General features: G+C 60.0%; 12 protein-coding genes and 2 rRNA genes. 10 read left to right on the top strand and 4 right to left on the bottom strand.

Features of this window, described 5'->3' with window-relative positions; genetic code table 11:
• Positions 1–106 precede the first annotated feature (106 nt).
• From CJU94_RS18315 to CJU94_RS18295, 5 genes are all read left to right on the top strand, one after another.
• Positions 107–2,985, top strand: a 23S ribosomal RNA gene (locus tag CJU94_RS18315).
• Positions 2,986–3,215: 230 nt separating this feature from the next.
• Positions 3,216–3,328: ribosomal RNA gene (gene rrf / locus CJU94_RS18310) — 5S ribosomal RNA — on the top strand.
• 436 nt (positions 3,329–3,764) lie between these two features.
• Complete coding sequence (gene imuA / locus CJU94_RS18305) at positions 3,765–4,604, top strand: translesion DNA synthesis-associated protein ImuA (RefSeq protein ID WP_095420429.1); 840 nt, start codon at positions 3,765–3,767, stop codon at positions 4,602–4,604.
• Positions 4,504–6,261 carry a Y-family DNA polymerase gene (locus CJU94_RS18300; protein WP_095419903.1) on the top strand — a complete coding sequence of 586 codons (1,758 nt, stop codon included), beginning with the start codon at positions 4,504–4,506 and terminating at the stop codon, positions 6,259–6,261. Before imuA ends, CJU94_RS18300 begins: the two co-directional genes overlap by 101 nt.
• Positions 6,262–6,266: 5 nt before the next feature.
• On the top strand, positions 6,267–9,845 hold the full coding sequence (locus tag CJU94_RS18295) for an error-prone DNA polymerase (RefSeq protein ID WP_095419902.1): 3,579 nt from the start codon (positions 6,267–6,269) through the stop codon (positions 9,843–9,845).
• A 121-nt stretch (positions 9,846–9,966) separates the two neighbouring features.
• Here the strand turns inward: CJU94_RS18295 and CJU94_RS18290 are convergent, their stop codons facing one another.
• Positions 9,967–10,887 (bottom strand): dTDP-4-dehydrorhamnose reductase family protein, encoded by a 921-nt coding sequence (locus tag CJU94_RS18290; protein WP_095420428.1) that lies wholly within the window; start codon positions 10,885–10,887, stop codon positions 9,967–9,969.
• Positions 10,888–10,900: 13 nt separating this feature from the next.
• Positions 10,901–11,140, bottom strand: a complete 240-nt coding sequence (locus tag CJU94_RS18285; RefSeq protein ID WP_095419901.1) for a heavy-metal-associated domain-containing protein — start codon at positions 11,138–11,140, stop codon at positions 10,901–10,903.
• 131 nt (positions 11,141–11,271) lie between these two features.
• On the opposite strand from CJU94_RS18285, the gene cueR reads away from it, so the two are divergent.
• From cueR to CJU94_RS18265, 4 genes are all read left to right on the top strand, one after another.
• The gene (gene cueR / locus CJU94_RS18280) at positions 11,272–11,694 is read left to right on the top strand and encodes a Cu(I)-responsive transcriptional regulator (protein WP_095419900.1); all 423 of its coding nucleotides are present in this window, start codon (positions 11,272–11,274) and stop codon (positions 11,692–11,694) included.
• 303 nt (positions 11,695–11,997) lie between these two features.
• Complete coding sequence (locus CJU94_RS18275; RefSeq protein ID WP_091795685.1) at positions 11,998–12,144, top strand: DUF3563 family protein; 147 nt, start codon at positions 11,998–12,000, stop codon at positions 12,142–12,144.
• Positions 12,145–12,373: 229 nt separating this feature from the next.
• Entirely contained in the window at positions 12,374–12,724 is a 351-nt protein-coding gene (locus CJU94_RS18270; RefSeq protein WP_095419899.1) for a hypothetical protein, read from the top strand.
• A 274-nt stretch (positions 12,725–12,998) separates the two neighbouring features.
• Positions 12,999–14,039 carry an ABC transporter substrate-binding protein gene (locus CJU94_RS18265; RefSeq protein ID WP_095419898.1) on the top strand — a complete coding sequence of 347 codons (1,041 nt, stop codon included), beginning with the start codon at positions 12,999–13,001 and terminating at the stop codon, positions 14,037–14,039.
• 103 nt (positions 14,040–14,142) lie between these two features.
• Here CJU94_RS18265 and CJU94_RS18260 read toward each other — a convergent pair whose 3' ends face one another.
• Positions 14,143–14,988 carry a 23S rRNA (adenine(2030)-N(6))-methyltransferase RlmJ gene (locus CJU94_RS18260; RefSeq protein ID WP_095419897.1) on the bottom strand — a complete coding sequence of 282 codons (846 nt, stop codon included), beginning with the start codon at positions 14,986–14,988 and terminating at the stop codon, positions 14,143–14,145.
• A 294-nt stretch (positions 14,989–15,282) separates the two neighbouring features.
• Positions 15,283–16,254: a potassium channel beta subunit family protein gene (locus tag CJU94_RS18255; RefSeq protein WP_095419896.1), complete on the bottom strand. Its 972-nt coding sequence runs from the start codon at positions 16,252–16,254 to the stop codon at positions 15,283–15,285.
• A gap of 223 nt (positions 16,255–16,477) precedes the next feature.
• On the opposite strand from CJU94_RS18255, the gene CJU94_RS18250 reads away from it, so the two are divergent.
• A complete protein-coding gene (locus tag CJU94_RS18250; RefSeq protein WP_091795673.1) occupies positions 16,478–17,275 on the top strand; it encodes a 3-hydroxybutyrate dehydrogenase in 798 nt (265 codons plus the stop codon).
• Positions 17,276–17,278 lie beyond the last annotated feature (3 nt).

Below are 17,278 nucleotides of genomic sequence, written 5' to 3'. Positions count from 1 at the left end.
TCGAAAGATTGCCTTGGAATACGGCGCAACACGAATACTCAACCTGTAGCGATTGTGGCGAGCGTGTGATTCCCAGTGGATCACACATGAGACACACCCGTTATAGGGTCAAGCGAACAAGTGCATGTGGTGGATGCCTTGGCGATCACAGGCGATGAAGGACGCGGTAGCCTGCGAAAAGCGGTGGGGAGCTGGCAAACGAGCTTTGATCCACCGATATCCGAATGGGGAAACCCGGCCCGTATGGGTCATCCGTAGCTGAATACATAGGCTACGTGAAGCGAACGCGGTGAACTGAAACATCTAAGTAACCGCAGGAAAAGAAATCAACCGAGATTCCCAGAGTAGTGGCGAGCGAAATGGGACCAGCCTGTACTCTTTATCTTCATTGTTAGTCGAAGGCTCTGGAAAGTGCCGCCATAGCAGGTGATAGCCCTGTAGACGAAAACAGCGAGGAAGAACTAGGTGTACGACAAGTAGGGCGGGACACGTGAAATCCTGTCTGAAGATGGGGGGACCATCCTCCAAGGCTAAATACTCGTGATCGACCGATAGTGAACCAGTACCGTGAGGGAAAGGCGAAAAGAACCCCGGGAGGGGAGTGAAATAGATCCTGAAACCGCATGCATACAAACAGTCGGAGCCTCGCAAGGGGTGACGGCGTACCTTTTGTATAATGGGTCAGCGACTTACATTCAGTGGCAAGCTTAACCGATTAGGGCAGGCGTAGCGAAAGCGAGTCCGAACAGGGCGTTCAGTCGCTGGGTGTAGACCCGAAACCAGGTGATCTATCCATGGCCAGGATGAAGGTGCGGTAACACGTACTGGAGGTCCGAACCCACTAACGTTGAAAAGTTAGGGGATGAGCTGTGGATAGGGGTGAAAGGCTAAACAAACCTGGAAATAGCTGGTTCTCTCCGAAAACTATTTAGGTAGTGCCTCGTGTATCACCTTCGGGGGTAGAGCACTGTCATGGTTGTGGGGTCCATTGCGGATTACTACGCCATAGCAAACTCCGAATACCGAAGAGTGCAATCACGGGAGACAGACATCGGGTGCTAACGTCCGGTGTCAAGAGGGAAACAACCCAGACCGCCAGCTAAGGTCCCCAAATATTGCTAAGTGGGAAACGAAGTGGGAAGGCTAAAACAGTCAGGAGGTTGGCTTAGAAGCAGCCATCCTTTAAAGAAAGCGTAATAGCTCACTGATCGAGTCGTCCTGCGCGGAAGATGTAACGGGGCTAAGCAATATACCGAAGCTGCGGATGCACATTTATGTGCATGGTAGGAGAGCGTTCCGTAAGCCTGCGAAGGTGCATTGAAAAGTGTGCTGGAGGTATCGGAAGTGCGAATGCTGACATGAGTAGCGATAAAGGGGGTGAAAGGCCCCCTCGCCGTAAGCCCAAGGTTTCCTACGCAACGTTCATCGGCGTAGGGTGAGTCGGCCCCTAAGGCGAGGCAGAAATGCGTAGCTGATGGGAAGCAGGTTAATATTCCTGCACCATTGTTAAATGCGATGGGGGGACGGATCGCGGAAGGTTGTCCGGGTGTTGGAAGTCCCGGTCCTTGCATTGGAGAAGGCGCTTAGGCAAATCCGGGCGCGGAATTCAAGGGTGCGAGGCCATTCACTTCGGTGAAGAAGCAACTGGAAGTGGTTCCAAGAAAAGCCTCTAAGCTTCAGTTTAACAAGACCGTACCGCAAACCGACACAGGTGGGCGAGATGAGTATTCTAAGGCGCTTGAGAGAACTCGGGAGAAGGAACTCGGCAAATTGGTACCGTAACTTCGGGATAAGGTACGCCCCTGTAGCTTGACTGGCCTGCGCCAGAAGGGTGAAGGGGTTGCAATAAACTGGTGGCTGCGACTGTTTAATAAAAACACAGCACTCTGCAAACACGAAAGTGGACGTATAGGGTGTGACGCCTGCCCGGTGCCGGAAGATTAAATGATGGGGTGCAAGCTCTTGATTGAAGTCCCGGTAAACGGCGGCCGTAACTATAACGGTCCTAAGGTAGCGAAATTCCTTGTCGGGTAAGTTCCGACCTGCACGAATGGCGTAACGATGGCCACACTGTCTCCTCCCGAGACTCAGCGAAGTTGAAGTGTTTGTGATGATGCAATCTCCCCGCGGCTAGACGGAAAGACCCCATGAACCTTTACTGTAGCTTTGCATTGGACTTTGAACCGGTCTGTGTAGGATAGGTGGGAGGCTTTGAAGCGTGGACGCCAGTCTGCGTGGAGCCGTCCTTGAAATACCACCCTGGTTTGTTTGAGGTTCTAACCTTGGTCCGTTATCCGGACTGGGGACAGTGCATGGTAGGCAGTTTGACTGGGGCGGTCTCCTCCCAAAGTGTAACGGAGGAGTACGAAGGTACGCTAGGTACGGTCGGAAATCGTGCTGATAGTGCAATGGCATAAGCGTGCTTAACTGCGAGACCGACAAGTCGAGCAGGTGCGAAAGCAGGTCATAGTGATCCGGTGGTTCTGTATGGAAGGGCCATCGCTCAACGGATAAAAGGTACTCTGGGGATAACAGGCTGATACCGCCCAAGAGTTCATATCGACGGCGGTGTTTGGCACCTCGATGTCGGCTCATCTCATCCTGGGGCTGTAGCCGGTCCCAAGGGTATGGCTGTTCGCCATTTAAAGAGGTACGTGAGCTGGGTTTAAAACGTCGTGAGACAGTTTGGTCCCTATCTGCCGTGGGCGCTGGATATTTGAAGGGGGCTGCTCCTAGTACGAGAGGACCGGAGTGGACGAACCTCTGGTGTACCGGTTGTCACGCCAGTGGCATCGCCGGGTAGCTATGTTCGGAAGAGATAACCGCTGAAAGCATCTAAGCGGGAAACTCGCCTTAAGATGAGATATCCCCGGGGCTTCGAGCCCCTTGAAGGGTCGTTCAAGACCAGGACGTTGATAGGTCAGGTGTGGAAGCGCAGTAATGCGTTAAGCTAACTGATACTAATTGCCCGTAAGGCTTGATCCTATAACAGGTGTGTCTTGCGATGATCGTTAGTGCTTCAGCACTTACGAGCATCCCACCCCCGAAGGGGGCACGCGTGAACTCCAGATGGGGCACGCAGAACGCACGGTTGAGATCAGTGTTGTGCCAACAGAAACAACACAACCCCACGCTCTACCCTGGTGAGCATCACCAGAAACTACTTCTTCCAGATTGGCTGGGCTGTCCCCGGGACAGCCGAGCAACAAGTCATGCCTGATGACCATAGCGAGTCGGTCCCACCCCTTCCCATCCCGAACAGGACCGTGAAACGACTCCACGCCGATGATAGTGCGGATTCCCGTGTGAAAGTAGGTAATCGTCAGGCTCCCCAGCAGCATCAGAAACCCCACCCCCAAAAAGGTGGGGTTTCTGCGTTTACCGGCCGCCGTCCCCGGACTACCCGGAATACCGGTCACCCCCGCCACTACCGGCGCGGCAACCGCCTTCACTCCTTCCCCAGTCGCAGCGCCTTCGCGTAACCCGTCAGCTCTATTTGTCCTAGGGTTGTCTCGGGGGCATACGCAACTCCATCCTTCCAAACCAGCCCCAGCTGAAGCAAAAATAGCTCTTTCCAGCGAATCTAAAGCCGCCCCCCAAAAAAACAATTCATCCACCCCTCAAGCCATTTCCACGCACATCGCGTTCCTTCTGCGGCCTTAACATCCATCTCAAAATACTGTATAAATATACAGTGAAAATCGTCGACTCATGCTTGCTCGATGCTGGGCAGGGCGGAGCATTCCCTATTCAAGAGCGTGTCTATGGCAGCAGCGATTCAGCTGGCGACGACCGCGCTGTCCGCCCAATTGCGGCGTCAGGTGTGGAAGGGCAACGAACTTGCCGGGGCAGACTTGCGCGTGGTTTCCAGCGGTTATGCCGCGCTGGATCAGTTGTTGCCAGGGCAAGGCTGGTCGGCCGGCGGGTTGACGGAATTATTGATCGAACATGGTGGCGTGGGTGAAGTACGTCTGCTATCCCATGCGCTTTGTCATCTGACGAAGCAAGCCGAGCGGCATGTCATGCTCGTGGCGCCTCCGTATCAACCATGCGCCGCCGCGTTGAAGGCTTGGGGTATTGATGTCGATCGAGTCTTATGGGTGCGTACGGGTGAAGACCAGGCCCTGTGGGCCGCCGCTCAGGCTTTGAAACAAGATGGCATCGGGGCGGTCGTGGTTTGGCTGCCGAATGCGCGCGCCGACAAGGTTCGGCGCCTGCAAGTGGCGGCTCAGGAGTCGGCATCGCTGGCATTTGCGATCCGGCCTGTCGAGGCAGCCAGGCAATCTTCCCCAGCACCATTGCGAATGATCTGCGAGCCGCTCTTGCCGGCCAATGCGCAGACGATCAACCGTCGTCAATGGCTACAAGAGATCGGTTTGTCGATCGACATCTTCAAGCGCCGCGGGCCGCCGCTAGCTGAGCCTCTTCAGCTCGTTTTGCCTTTGCAAAGCGTTTTGTTGCCGGAAAACCGGGTCGGCAGCCATCAAGGACTAAAGATCAAACATGTTGTGGATCGCAGTCACATTACCACTCTTGCCACTGGAAGCGGTGAAGCCTCTCGCGCCGCTCCCGGATGGTTCGCTCGCGAAGCCGAATCGGCGTGAGCCGCGCGACGAGGCAGGCCAACTTCACGATGCCGACATCGGTGAGAGGCGTTGTTACGCGCTAGCGGATCATGCGCATATCGTGATGCCGGATCTCGACGCCTTGCACGCCGGTGTGCAGGCGGGTCATTCGCGTTCGTACGCCTTGGCATTGGCGCCGGAGCTTGAACTGCTCGCCGCCGATCCCGCTCGCGAAACTCAGTCGTTCGAATCGATCGCGCTTGCATTGCTGATGTACACGCCGAAAGTATCTCTTGCCGACGCGCACACCCTGTTGCTGGAAGTCGGCTCCGGTTTGAGGCTGTTCGGCGGCTTGCGCGCTTTGTTGTCGCGGGTGTCTGCCACGGTGGCGGAATTCGGCTATACGGCGCGCATCGCCTGCGCGCCGACCGCCTGGGGAGCGTGGCTGTTGGCACAGGCGCGCTGCGTTCAGCAAGGGCATCGCTGGCATGTGGTGAAGGAGACTTCACTCGAGCGTGTGCTGGATGGCTTATCCGTATCGCTGCTGCCGGTCACGCAGGCGCATCGCGATGCGCTTTCGCATATCGGTTGCGCGACGCTGGCCGATTTGCGGCAGTTGCCACGCTCGGGTATCGTGCGACGTTTCGGCAACGGCATTCTGGATCTGCTGGCGCAGATGTATGGCACGCGTCCGGATCCACGCGAGTCGTTTCGCGCGCCGGCGTCGTTCCACGCGCAACTGGAGTTACCTTCGCGGGTCGATAACGCGGATGCCTTGCTGTTCGCCGCGCGTCGGCTGATCGTGCAGCTGGCCGGCTGGCTGAGCGCGCATCATGCGGCGCTCAGCGGTTACACGTTGCTTCTCGAGCATGAATTGGCATCCCGTCATGCGCCGAAGACATCGAGTCTGAAGGTCGCATGGGCCATACCGTCGCGTGATGCCGAGCATCTGATCTGGTTGCTGCGGGAGAAGTTGAATCAGACCGTGCTGGCGGCACCGGTTATCGAGTTGAAGCTGGTGGCGGATCAGATCAGCGAATATGTCGGACAGTCGGACACCTTGTTTCCCATGCCCGAATCGGACGGCGATTCGATTGCGCGCCTGCTCGAACGCTTGAGCGCGCGGTTGGGGCCGGAGAATGTGCTGCAGATGTCGGTGCAGGACGATCATCGCCCCGAGCGGGCCATGCGCGTCGAAGCTTACCAGGCGCAAGCGTTTTCGAGTAAGAAGCGCTCGCCGGCGAAGTCCCGGCCGAAAACCAAGGCGGACAAAACCTGGCTGACCGATGAGTTGCGGCACGCGGCTGCGAAGGACGGTCATGAAGATGGCGAGGTGGCCACCCAGGCCACCCAACGCCCATCCACAACGAATGACGCCAAAAGCATCCATACATTCGCATCGCAAGCCGGCAACGCACAGGCCTCCCTCGACCTACCCGACAGCGCATTACCTTCTCAGCCTCGCCCGCTCTGGATGCTCGATAAGCCGCTACGCCTGATGATGCGCGAGCAGCGGCCGATCTATCGCCGGCCGCTGAAAATGCTCACGCGTACCGAACGGATCGAGGCAGGGTGGTGGGACGGCGACCGCGTCGAGCGGGACTACTACGTCGCGGCGGATGATCGCGGCCATATGTTCTGGGTATACCGCGAACGTCTGAGTGGCGAGTGGTATCTGCAGGGTTTGTTCGGCTGAGCATCATGCCCCTATCCCAGCCATCGTTCCTTGCGCAGCAGGCACTCGCCACCCATTTGCCGGCGTACGCGGAGTTGCATTGCCTGACTAATTTCTCTTTTCTGCGTGGCGCTTCGCATCCTTATGAACTCGTCGAACAGGCGATGTCGCGCGGCTATAGCGCGCTCGCGATCACCGATGAATGCTCGCTGGCAGGCGTCGTTCGAGCCCATACGGCGTTAAAGGAAATCAAGGAGGAGCGGGGCCGTCAGCAGAAAGAGCGCGAGGATAAGGCAAAAGCGGCGCAATCGAAAGCGCCTTTGGACGACGCGACGAAAACCGGACCTACACAACGTCAAATCGAGGAAACGGAGGAGGCCGAAGCATTAAAACCACTCCCTCATCTAATCATCGGCAGCGAACTCAATCTGACCGACGAAACCGGTGAACCCTTCTGCACCCTGGTTGCGCTGGCAACCAACCGTAACGGTTACGGCAATCTTTCCGAACTGATTACACTGGCCCGATCCCGCGCTGACAAGGGCAGTTATCGCCTCGGTCCGTCCGACTTTACCGATTCCTTGCCCCATCTGGCGCATCTGAAGACGTTGCCCGATTGCGTGCTGATGCTCGTGCCGCAGCGCGCGGCGACGCTCTCGCATACGCTGCGTTGCGCGCATTGGCTCGCATCATTCGCTGCACAACGTGCGTGGATCGCGCTCGAACTCTGGCAAACAGGCAGCGACGATCTTCAGATCGACGCCTTGCGCATGATTTCCAAAGCGAGCGGTTTGCCGCTGGTCGCGGCAGGTGGCGTTCTCATGCATGCCCGATCGCGCAAGCCTTTGCAGGACACGATGACGGCCATCGGCCTCGTCACGCCGCTATCGGCGTGCGGTCACGCGCTCGAGGCGAATGCGGAGCGCCACATGCGTACGCGCGTACGACTCGGCAAACTGTATCCGCGCGATACGTTGGAAGAAACACTGCGTATCGCTGCGCTATGCCGCTTCTCGTTAGACGAACTCAAGTATGAGTATCCCGAAGAACTGGTGCCCGCCGGCGAATCGCCATCGAGTTATCTGCGCAAGCTGGTCATGGCCGGCGCGATGGAGCGCTGGCCCAAAGGCATGGACCTGAAGCGAATCGGTCAGATCGAAAAGGAATTGGGGCTGATCGCCGATCTGAAATACGAAAAGTATTTTCTGACGGTGCACGATATCGTGAACTTCGCACGCTCAAGAAACATTCTCTGTCAGGGGCGAGGTTCGGCGGCGAATTCGATCGTTTGCTATTGCCTGCATGTAACGGAAATCGATCCGGTGCATATGAACATGCTGATCGAACGATTCATCTCGCGCGCGCGCAACGAACCGCCCGATATCGATGTGGACTTCGAGCATCAGCGGCGCGAGGAGGTGATCCAATATATCTACACGAAGTATGGCCGTCATCGGGCGGCGCTCACTGCATCGCTGATTACGTATCACGCGCGCAGTGCGCTAAAGGATGTGGGCAAGGCGTTGGGTCTTGAGGCGTCGCTGATCGAGCGGATCAGCAAGTCGCAACAATGGTGGGACGGCACGGATGCGGTTGCCAGATATCTCGCCGAAGCGGGCTTCGACGCCAACTCGCACATCACCCGGAATCTGATTCGCCTCACCGGCGAATTGCGCAGCGTTCCGCGTCATCTGTCGCAGCACGTCGGCGGGTTTGTGATCGCGAAAGACAAGCTGTCGCGGCTCGTGCCGATCGAAAACGCGACGATGAAAGACCGCAGCGTGATCGAATGGGACAAGGACGATATCGACGCGCTCAAATTGCTGAAAGTCGACGTGCTGGCGCTCGGTATGTTATCGGCGATCCGGCGCGCGTTGGAGTTCGTCGCATTGAGGCGCGGGTTTCCGAAGTTTCGGGTGCAGGATATTCCGCGCGAGGATCGGGCCGTCTACGAAATGTGCGGCCATGCCGATACGATCGGCGTATTCCAGATCGAATCGCGTGCGCAGCAAAGCATGCTGCCGCGCCTGAAACCCAACAAATACTACGATCTCGTGATCGAAGTGGCGATCGTGCGGCCCGGGCCGATTCAGGGCGGCATGGTGCATCCCTATCTGCGCCGCAAGCAGGGCCTCGAACCGGTCGACTACGCGAAGGATGAACTGCGTCCCGTGCTCGAACGCACGCTCGGCGTGCCGATTTTCCAGGAACAGGTCATGCATCTGGCGATGGTTGCGGCGGAATATACCGGTGAGCAGGCCGATCAGTTGCGGCGTGCCATGGCCGCATGGCGGCGCAGCGGAAATCTTGCGAAGTATCAGAAGGATTTGAACGAGCGGATGCTCAAGCGTGGCTATGAACCGGCGTTCATCGAGCGTATCTGCAAACAGATCGAAGGCTTCGGCGAGTATGGTTTTCCGGAGAGCCATGCGGCGAGTTTCGCGTTGCTCGTCTATCTCAGCGCGTGGTTGAAGCGCTACGAACCGGCTGCTTTTCTGGCGGGTTTGCTGAACAGTCAGCCGCTGGGGTTCTATTCGCCGTCGCAACTGGTTCAGGACGCGAAGCGCCACGGCGTCAAGGTATTGCCGCCCGACGTGTCCTTGAGCGATTGGGAATCGACATTCGAGAGGCGCGATCATGAAGGGCAGCGGATCTCATCGGACGCAACCTGTTTGCATCGTCAGCAGACCGTACTATCGGCGCAGCAATTGCGCGATCTTTCGCTGCGGCGCCTGACGGTGAGCAGGACGATCCGGCGTGCTGCACAGCGATTGAGGGCTCGCGTGTTTCAACCGTCGAATACCTATGGCGCGCGCGGACCCGCCGTGCGCATCGGCATGCATCTGATCAAGGGGTTGGCGCAGGGTGCCGCCGAACGCATCATGGCGGCTCGCCACGAGGCGCAGTTTACCGATGTCGACGACCTGGGGCGCCGCGCCGCCTTGACGCGGCGCGATCTCGAAGCACTTGCCGCGGCGAACGCTTTGGTCAGTATCGCGGGACATCGGCGCGAAGCGTGGTGGGCCGTGACGGCGCAGCACACGGTGCCCAAATTGCTGCGCGACGCGCCGATCGCCGAAGCGCCGTTGGCGTTGCCGCAAGCGGCCGAAAGCCGCGAAATCGTCGACGACTATGCGAGCCTCGGCCTCACGCTCAATCGTCATCCGCTCGCACTGTTGCGCGCGCGTCTTGCGCGACAGCGTTTTCGCACGGCCGCCGAACTCGCCGCCTGTCAGCATGGCACGCTAGCGCGGGCGTGCGGCATCGTCACCGTGCGGCAGCGGCCAGGCACGGCAAACGGCACGGTGTTCGTTTCCATCGAAGACGAGACCGGTTCGATCAATGTGATCGTCTGGCCGTCGCTGGTGGAAAAGCAACGCAAGGTTTTGCTGGGCGCGTCGTTGCTGGCGGTGTACGGCGTTTTGCAACGCGACGACGGCGTGGCCACCGGAGGCAACCTTGCCGGCCATGACGTTGACGCGAATCAGGCCGGCCAGGCGAAACAGAAGCACAAGGGCGAGGTGATCCATCTCGTCGCGCATCGCCTCGAGGACCACAGCGAATGGCTCGGCGAGCTGGCTACGGCGAGCCGCGATTTTCATTGAGGCCGGCTTGCCGTGGGCAAGCGCGCCAGTGCGACGTCTGGCCATCGTGCCCGCGTGTCGCGTACATCGCAACGCGGACGACTTGCGCTGGCCAGCGTGGCTATCCGCGGGACGGGACGTTCTACGCCGGTGCGTCTCCGCGCCACGGGAACGCGGTTAACACTTGCCGAATCGCCGTATCGAACGGTGTGCGGCGACCGATCCCGAGCGCCTCCAGCCGGGTCGAAGCCAGGTGGCAGTTATGCGGGCGCGGTGTGGCATCGGCCGGCGTGCGTTGCGGGATCAGGTGCGCGTCGAGTTGCAGTGCTTCGGCGAGACGCACGGCGATCTCGTACTTGTTCATCGGTTCGTCGCCGGACCATTGCACGATGCCGCGAATCGCGTCGCCACGCGCATGCCGTTCGAGCATCTGCCGGATCACGAGCGCAACGTCCGGCGTGAAGGTGGGATAACGGATCGCCCACGCGTCCATGACGGCGGGTCGGCCGGTGGGCGCCGCCGACGCGGCGATCGCCGGCACCAGACTCGTCACGGCCGACTCCGCCCAACTGATGATCGGCCCGTACAGCAGCGGCAGGCGCAGGACGCAGCCCAGATCGGTCGATTCAACCAGCGCGCGCTCGCCTTCGAGCTTGCTGTGCCCGTAGGCATTGAGCGGCGCGGGCACGGAATCGTGCTGATAGGGCGGGTGGGTGCCGTCGAACACGTAATCGGTGGAGATCGACAGCGTCCATGCGCCACACCGGTTCGCGGCCGCGGCAAGGGTGCGCACCGCATCGACATTCAGCGCGCGGGCCAGCGCGGGATCATGCTCGCACACATCCGGACGGCGCTCCGCCGCGGCAATCACGAGCGCGTTGGGCGCTTCGCGCTCGACAAACTGCTCGACCGCCCGCGCGTCGCGAATATCCAGCGCGACCTTGCCAGGCGCCGGCCGACTGAACGCTGTAGCCACGACCTGCCAGCCGGGCTGCTGCGCCAGTTCGTCTGCGAGTGCGCGACCGAGCAGCCCGGAGGCACCGATGAGGGCAACTTTGAACATGCCGTGCACTCGCTTAACGGACTGCGCCGGACGCGCTCGTTGCAGGACGACTTGCCACGTTCGTCACTGTGTAGCCGGCTTCGTCGATGGCGGCCTTCAGCGTCTCAGCCGGTTGCGCCGATTCGACCGTCACGCGCCCGGAAGCCAGATCCACCTGGACTTGTGCGGCTTCATCGTGTTCGCGGATTGCGTTCGTGACCGCCGCCACGCAATGCTGGCAGCTCATGCCTTCAACCTGGAGTTCGATCGTCATTGGGATTGCCTCGAAAAATGGATAGGGCGCTAGTTGAAGCTAGTTGAATTATGCCTGTCGATCCGCAATTGAGTGACGACCTTCCCATCATGGGAAGGTGTACGATTGTTGTCCACCTTGGGGAAACGGCTATGAATATCGGCGAAGCGGCCCGCGCGTCGGGCGTCACGGCGAAAATGATTCGCTACTACGAAAGCGTCGGCTTGCTGGCGGCAAAAGCGCGCACGAGCGCGGGCTATCGCGTGTACGGTCCGCAGGAGGTTCATTCGTTGCGGTTCATCCGCCAGGCGCGCCGGCTCGGTTTTCTCGTCGAGGATATTCGACGGCTGCTGGCGTTGTGGCACGATCGCTCCCGCGCCAGCGTCGAAGTGAAGAAAATCGCGCTGGAACACGTTGCCGAGTTGGACCGCCGCATTGCCGAGCTAACCGACATGCGCGACACATTGGCACACCTGGCTGACCATTGCCACGGGGATGATCGCCCCGATTGTCCGATTATCGAGCGGCTCGCCGATACTGATCTGGTTTCCGGGCAGGGTTGTCATCCGATTTGACGCGTTGTGGCGGCGGGTGCAACCCGACAGGACGATCCCGGAGCAACTCTCGGGCGTTTTGCACCAATATTGTGCGTCTAAATATGGGGTAACATCACACATCGCAAAAATTCTAAGCTGAATTCCGCGAAATCAATCACTTACGCACACCACGTTCGTGCACCATTCCAAAACGGAATGCACGTCATGCGGGCATTTCACTAGCAAGGTTGCACTATCGGTCTATAATCCGGGTTAACCCTTTTACGGGAAATCCCTGATGCCCAATCCACCGGGGATACAATCTGATCCTTGGAGAACATCATGTTTGCATACGTACTTGAAAAGCTGAGCACCTGGTTTGAAACTGCTGAACGCACCCGTCGTGAAGAGTATCTGGCGTCGTCCTCGGACATCGTCCAACTCGAACAGCGCATCCGTTCGCTCGAAACCGGCGGCTACTCGCTGTAAGTTTCAAATGCATCAAGCGTGATCCGACTGCACCATTTGCGCGGTCACGGCGGTAAAAGTGTTGAGCCCCGTCTATGCGGGGCTTTGTCACATCTGGGCCTCGAAATTCGTGGCAAAGCGGCGCCCGCAGACTACTCGTGGCGAATATCGACTAGCTTCGCGGCGACCGTCGCGGTAAGGTAAAGCGTTTTCTGCGCAACCCGGCTTCTTACACTCAACCGGTCCGCTCATGCCATCTTTCCGCTCGCTCCAATCCGTCCTGGTCTTGACCATGGCAGCCTCGCTAACAACGGTTTTTGCCGTGTCGAGCGCTTCCGCCGCATCGACCGGCGCGCGCAAGCCGGTGATCCTCGACTCGCAGAACGGTATCAGCGACGGCCAGAGCGGAACTGTGCTCCAGACGGCGCCGCTTTCACGCCAGCCAATCGTCGAAGCGCAGCCCATTACGGCGCCGGCCGAACTGGCGCCGAATTCATCGATTCCGTTCGTTGTTGCGCCTTATATCCAGTTGCCCGTGGGACCCGCGGGCGGGACCACGCCACCGCGGCCACAGCCTCATCCCGTGCCTCGTGCGCAATAAGCGCCCACGGCGCGACTCTTCCGGCAGTTCTTCTCTCTCTCCTTTGACGCCTCGCTGAGCGGCTATGCCGTAGCCGCCGTTTAACGCTCGCGGGTCCCGCCAGCGTTTTGCGCGCCTGACGAGCCGCGATGGCGCGCGCCATTGGGGTTTGGGCGCATGGCGCGGGCGAAACCATCCGACGACAATCATCGCGCGGTCTCTCGCCGGCGATTCAGGCCACGCATCAGCGCGGCCGCCACCGCACCGAACGAAAAACAGAACAAGGAGACATCGAATGCCCACTCACTGGATGCGACAGGCCGCCAGCGCCTGTGTAACGCTGCTTGCGCTCGCCGCGCTGCCCGGCGCCGCGCTCGCCAAAGACACACCGGAAAAGCCCGCGCTGACGATGGCAGTCGGCGGTCTGCCGGGTCTTTACTATCTGCCGGTACTCGTCGCGCAGCAACTGGGCTACTTCAAGGATGAAGGGCTCGACGTCACCCTCGAGGACTTCGCGGGCGGGTCGAAAGCGCTGGAAGCGGTAGTGGGCGGTAGCGCCGACGTAGGCGCGGGCGCGTACGAGCACACGCTGTTCATGCAGGAGAAAGGGCAGCACTACCGGGCGTTCGCGGTGATGGGGCGCGCGCCGCAAATCGTTGTCGCGGTGCTGAAATCGAAGGCGGATCAGATCAAGACGATGGCGGACTTCAAAGGCGCGAAAGTCGGCGTGAGCGCGCCGGGTTCGTCGACGGATCTCGTGCTCACGGTAGCTTTGCGCAAGGCCGGCGTACAGCGCAACGAGATTTCGGCGATCGGCGTGGGCAGCGGCGCCTCGGTGCTCGCGGCGGTGAGCGGCGGGCAGATCGACGCGCTCTCCAACGTCGATCCGATGATGACCAAACTGGCCCGCAGCGGCGCGATCAAAGTGCTGGTCGATACGCGCACGGTGAAGGGCACGCAAGAGGTGTTCGGCGGGACGATGCCGGCGGCGACGCTGTATGCATCGGACAGTTTCATCCAGAAATATCCGAAGACCACCCAGGCGCTCGCCAATGCAATCGTGCGCGCGGATCATTGGCTGCAGAGCGCGAGCGATGCGGATCTGCTGAAGATGGTGCCGCCCGCCTATCTGCTCAACGACCCGGCGCTTTACGTGGAGGCTTTTCACAACGTGCGCGACGCCTATTCGCCGGATGGTCTGATGCCCGCCGACGGCCCGGCGACCTCGTTACGCGCGTTGTCCTCGTTCGACAACCGGCTCGACCCGAAAAAGATCGACCTGAACGCGACCTATACCAACGACTTCGCCCACAAGGCCGCGGCGCAGCTCAAATAGGCGGGACTGACCGGGTGCCCGCTCGCGCGCGCTCTTGCAAGTGGCCGCCGGCAAGCTTCCCCCGGCCCGGTAGCCACCTGCGGTGGCAGCCGGGCCGGCCAACTCAGTCGCCGCGATACTCGACCTTGAACTGTGCGGCTTTGTCTTCGCCGAGCGCCTTGACGAGCCAGGGCATCTGGTCTTTCAGCGTTTTTGCCAGCGTGTAGGGCGGGTTCAGGATGAACATGCCGCTGCCGAAGAGTCCGAAACCGTCGGCAGGCGGGTTGCTGATCGTCAGGCTCACGTGCAGCCAGTTACGCTCCTGCAGCTTCTTCAACTGATCGGGGAAGCGCTGCGACTCGGGGCGCCTCACCTGCGGATACCAGATGGCGTATGTGCCGGTCGGAAAGCGCTTCAGACTTTCTTCGACGCAGCGCAACGTGCGCGTGTAGTCGCGTTTGTCCTCATACGACGGATCGAGCAGCACCAGCGCGCGGCGCGGCGCCGGCGGCAGCAAGGCCAGAATGCCTTCGAAACCGTCGCCTGCATACAGCATGGCGCGGCGGCCGGCGTCGCGGAAATTGTGGCGCAATACGTCGATTTCGGTGGTGTGCAGTTCGAACAGACGCATGCGGTCCTGTTCACGCATCTGCCGCCAGGCGATATACGGCGAGCCCGGATAGAAGCGCAACTGGCCGTCCGGATTGAGCGCGCTCACTTCGTCGACGTAGTCGGCGAACATGGGCGGCAGATCGTTGCGCTCCCACAATCTGGCGATGCCGGTCTGGAACTCGCCGGTTTTGGTCGCGTAGCCTTCCTTCAGCGAATAGACGCCGGCGCCAGCATGCGTGTCGATATACCAGTAGGATTTGTCCTTCTGGCCGAGATAGCGCAGGAGCTGCAACACGACGGCGTGTTTCAGAACGTCGGCGTGATTGCCTGCATGAAAGGCGTGGCGGTAGCTGAGCATGATGAGGAAACGCTGAAAGAGGGCATGCCGCTCCAGGGCGGAATCGGCGCTGCGGATGCAATGCGGCTGGCTGCACGACGTATGCGGGCCGCACAACGCGGGGCAGCACAACGTGGCCTACACAACGCCGGCTGCACGACGGACATACGGTGCCGGAGTGCGGCGCGGTCGCGTATTGTACGCGACGCCGCGCCACGCACCGGCGCTTTGCCGCGAGCGCCTCGAGTAACTCGCGTAACATGGCCCTGGCCGCAATCCACCGGGGCCATGTTACGCGTTCAGTTGCCGGCCCGCTCAGTCGTGCGCGTCGCCGACAATTTCCTCGATTCGCTCCTTGAATTCCGGCGTGATCCGCTCGGCCACCTCGGCGGACTTCATGTTTTCGGCGATCTGTTCGACCCGCGACGCACCCGTAATCACCGTGCTGACATTGGGGTTCTTCAGAATCCAGCCAATGGCGAGCTGACCGACCGTGCAGCCCAACTCGTCCGCCACTTCGCCGAGCCTGCCGACCACGTCGTTCTTGCCTGCGTCGGTGACCTGCTTGCGCAGCCAGTCGTAGCCTTGCAGTTGCGCGCGGCTGTCGGCCGGTACGCCGTCGCGGTATTTGCCGGTCAGCAGACCGGACGCAAGCGGGCTCCAGGTGGTCAGGCCGAGGCCGATATCCTCGTAAAGCCGTTTGTATTCCTGCTCGACGCGGTTGCGGTGGAACAGGTTGTACTGCGGCTGCTCCATGACCGGCTTGTGCAGATGATGCCGTTGCGCGATGTCATAAGCGGCGCGGATTTCATCGGCGCTCCATTCGGACGTGCCCCAGTACAGCGCCTTGCCGCGAGTGATCATGTCGCTCATGGCCCAGACGGTTTCTTCCACCGGCGTGTTCGGGTCCGGGCGATGACAGAACACCAGATCGACATAGTCGAGTTGCAGTCGTTTGAGTGACGCGTCGATCGCGTTCAGCAGATATTTGCGGTTCAGAGTGTGGTACTGGTTGGGCGCTTCCGCGAGTCCCCAGAAGAATTTCGTCGACACCACATAGCTCACGCGCGGCCACGCCAGTTCCTTGAGCGCCTGGCCCATGATTTCTTCGGATTTGCCACCCGCATACACCTCGGCGTTGTCGAAGAAGTTGACTCCCGCGTCACGTGCGGCCGCAAGCGATTCGCGCGCCGCGCGGTTGTCCACCTGATTGCCGTAGGTGACCCACGAGCCGATGGACAGTTCGCTGACTTGCAGGCCGGAACGGCCCAGACGTCGATAATTCATGCATTCCTCCTTGTTGGTGATGCCACCGGAATCCCTCGGAAAACGTCCAGTTTAAAGAGATAAGTTGCAATACGCTTTTTACCGATGGAGTTCACACGGTTCATGCACAATAGCAGCGTTGGCCGCAGTGCAGCATTCGGCCGAACGGCCTAGGCCGTCCGGCTGACTTCACGCCGCCCGCGGCCCGTGGTCTCATTGCTCACTAACTGCATGGAGGTTCTGGATGTCTTCACTGAACACAAATCTGAATGGCAAAGTCGCGGTGGTGACCGGTGCGGCAAGCGGCATCGGCAAGCAGATTGCGCTGACGCTTTCCGCAGCGGGCGCGGCTGTCGCGATCGCCGACCTGAACCAGGACGGGGCGAATGCTGTCGCTGAAGAAATCAAGAAGGGCGGCGGCAAGGCAATCGGCGTGGCGATGGACGTCACGAATGAAGACGCCGTCAACCAGGGCATCGACAAGGTCGCGGCGGAACTCGGTTCGGTCGATATTCTCATTTCCAACGCCGGCATTCAGATCGTCAATCCGATCGAAAACTACTCGTTTTCGGACTGGAAGAAAATGCAGGCGATCCACGTGGACGGCGCCTTCCTGACCACCAAGGCAGCGCTCAAGCACATGTACAAAGACGACCGCGGCGGCATCGTGATCTACATGGGCTCGGTCCATTCGCACGAAGCGTCGCCGCTCAAATCGGCTTATGTGACGGCCAAGCACGCACTGCTGGGCCTCTCGCGTGTGCTTGCGAAGGAAGGCGCGAAGCACAACGTGCGCTCGCATGTGGTGTGTCCGGGTTTCGTCCGTACGCCGCTCGTCGACAAGCAGATTCCGGAGCAGGCCAAGGAGCTCGGCATCAGCGAGGAAGAGGTGGTCAAGCGCGTCATGCTGGGCGGCACGGTCGACGGCATCTTCACTACGGTGGAGGACGTCGCACAGACGGTGCTGTTCCTGTCGACCTTCCCGACGGCGGCGCTCACCGGACAGTCCTTTATTGTGAGTCACGGCTGGTATATGCAATAAGGA

Source organism: Paraburkholderia aromaticivorans (genome assembly GCF_002278075.1).
Lineage (GTDB): Bacteria > Pseudomonadota > Gammaproteobacteria > Burkholderiales > Burkholderiaceae > Paraburkholderia > Paraburkholderia aromaticivorans.
The sequence above is the reverse complement of the archived record's forward strand: the minus strand, read 5'-3'. Positions and strand labels throughout refer to the sequence as shown.

Bases quoted from the DNA above. Each gene is read 5' to 3' on its own strand.
- CJU94_RS18285 (WP_095419901.1), bottom strand. From the start codon at position 11,140: ATGACGATCGAACTCCAGGTTGAAGGCATGAGCTGCCAGCATTGCGTG.
- imuA (WP_095420429.1), top strand. From the start codon at position 3,765: ATGGCAGCAGCGATTCAGCTGGCGACGACCGCGCTGTCCGCCCAATTG.
- CJU94_RS18275 (WP_091795685.1), top strand. From the start codon at position 11,998: ATGTTTGCATACGTACTTGAAAAGCTGAGCACCTGGTTTGAAACTGCT.
- CJU94_RS18300 (WP_095419903.1), top strand. From the start codon at position 4,504: ATGTTGTGGATCGCAGTCACATTACCACTCTTGCCACTGGAAGCGGTG.
- CJU94_RS18260 (WP_095419897.1), bottom strand. From the start codon at position 14,988: ATGCTCAGCTACCGCCACGCCTTTCATGCAGGCAATCACGCCGACGTT.
- CJU94_RS18250 (WP_091795673.1), top strand. From the start codon at position 16,478: ATGTCTTCACTGAACACAAATCTGAATGGCAAAGTCGCGGTGGTGACC.
- CJU94_RS18265 (WP_095419898.1), top strand. From the start codon at position 12,999: ATGCCCACTCACTGGATGCGACAGGCCGCCAGCGCCTGTGTAACGCTG.
- CJU94_RS18255 (WP_095419896.1), bottom strand. From the start codon at position 16,254: ATGAATTATCGACGTCTGGGCCGTTCCGGCCTGCAAGTCAGCGAACTG.
- CJU94_RS18290 (WP_095420428.1), bottom strand. From the start codon at position 10,887: ATGTTCAAAGTTGCCCTCATCGGTGCCTCCGGGCTGCTCGGTCGCGCA.
- CJU94_RS18295 (WP_095419902.1), top strand. From the start codon at position 6,267: ATGCCCCTATCCCAGCCATCGTTCCTTGCGCAGCAGGCACTCGCCACC.
- CJU94_RS18270 (WP_095419899.1), top strand. From the start codon at position 12,374: ATGCCATCTTTCCGCTCGCTCCAATCCGTCCTGGTCTTGACCATGGCA.
- cueR (WP_095419900.1), top strand. From the start codon at position 11,272: ATGAATATCGGCGAAGCGGCCCGCGCGTCGGGCGTCACGGCGAAAATG.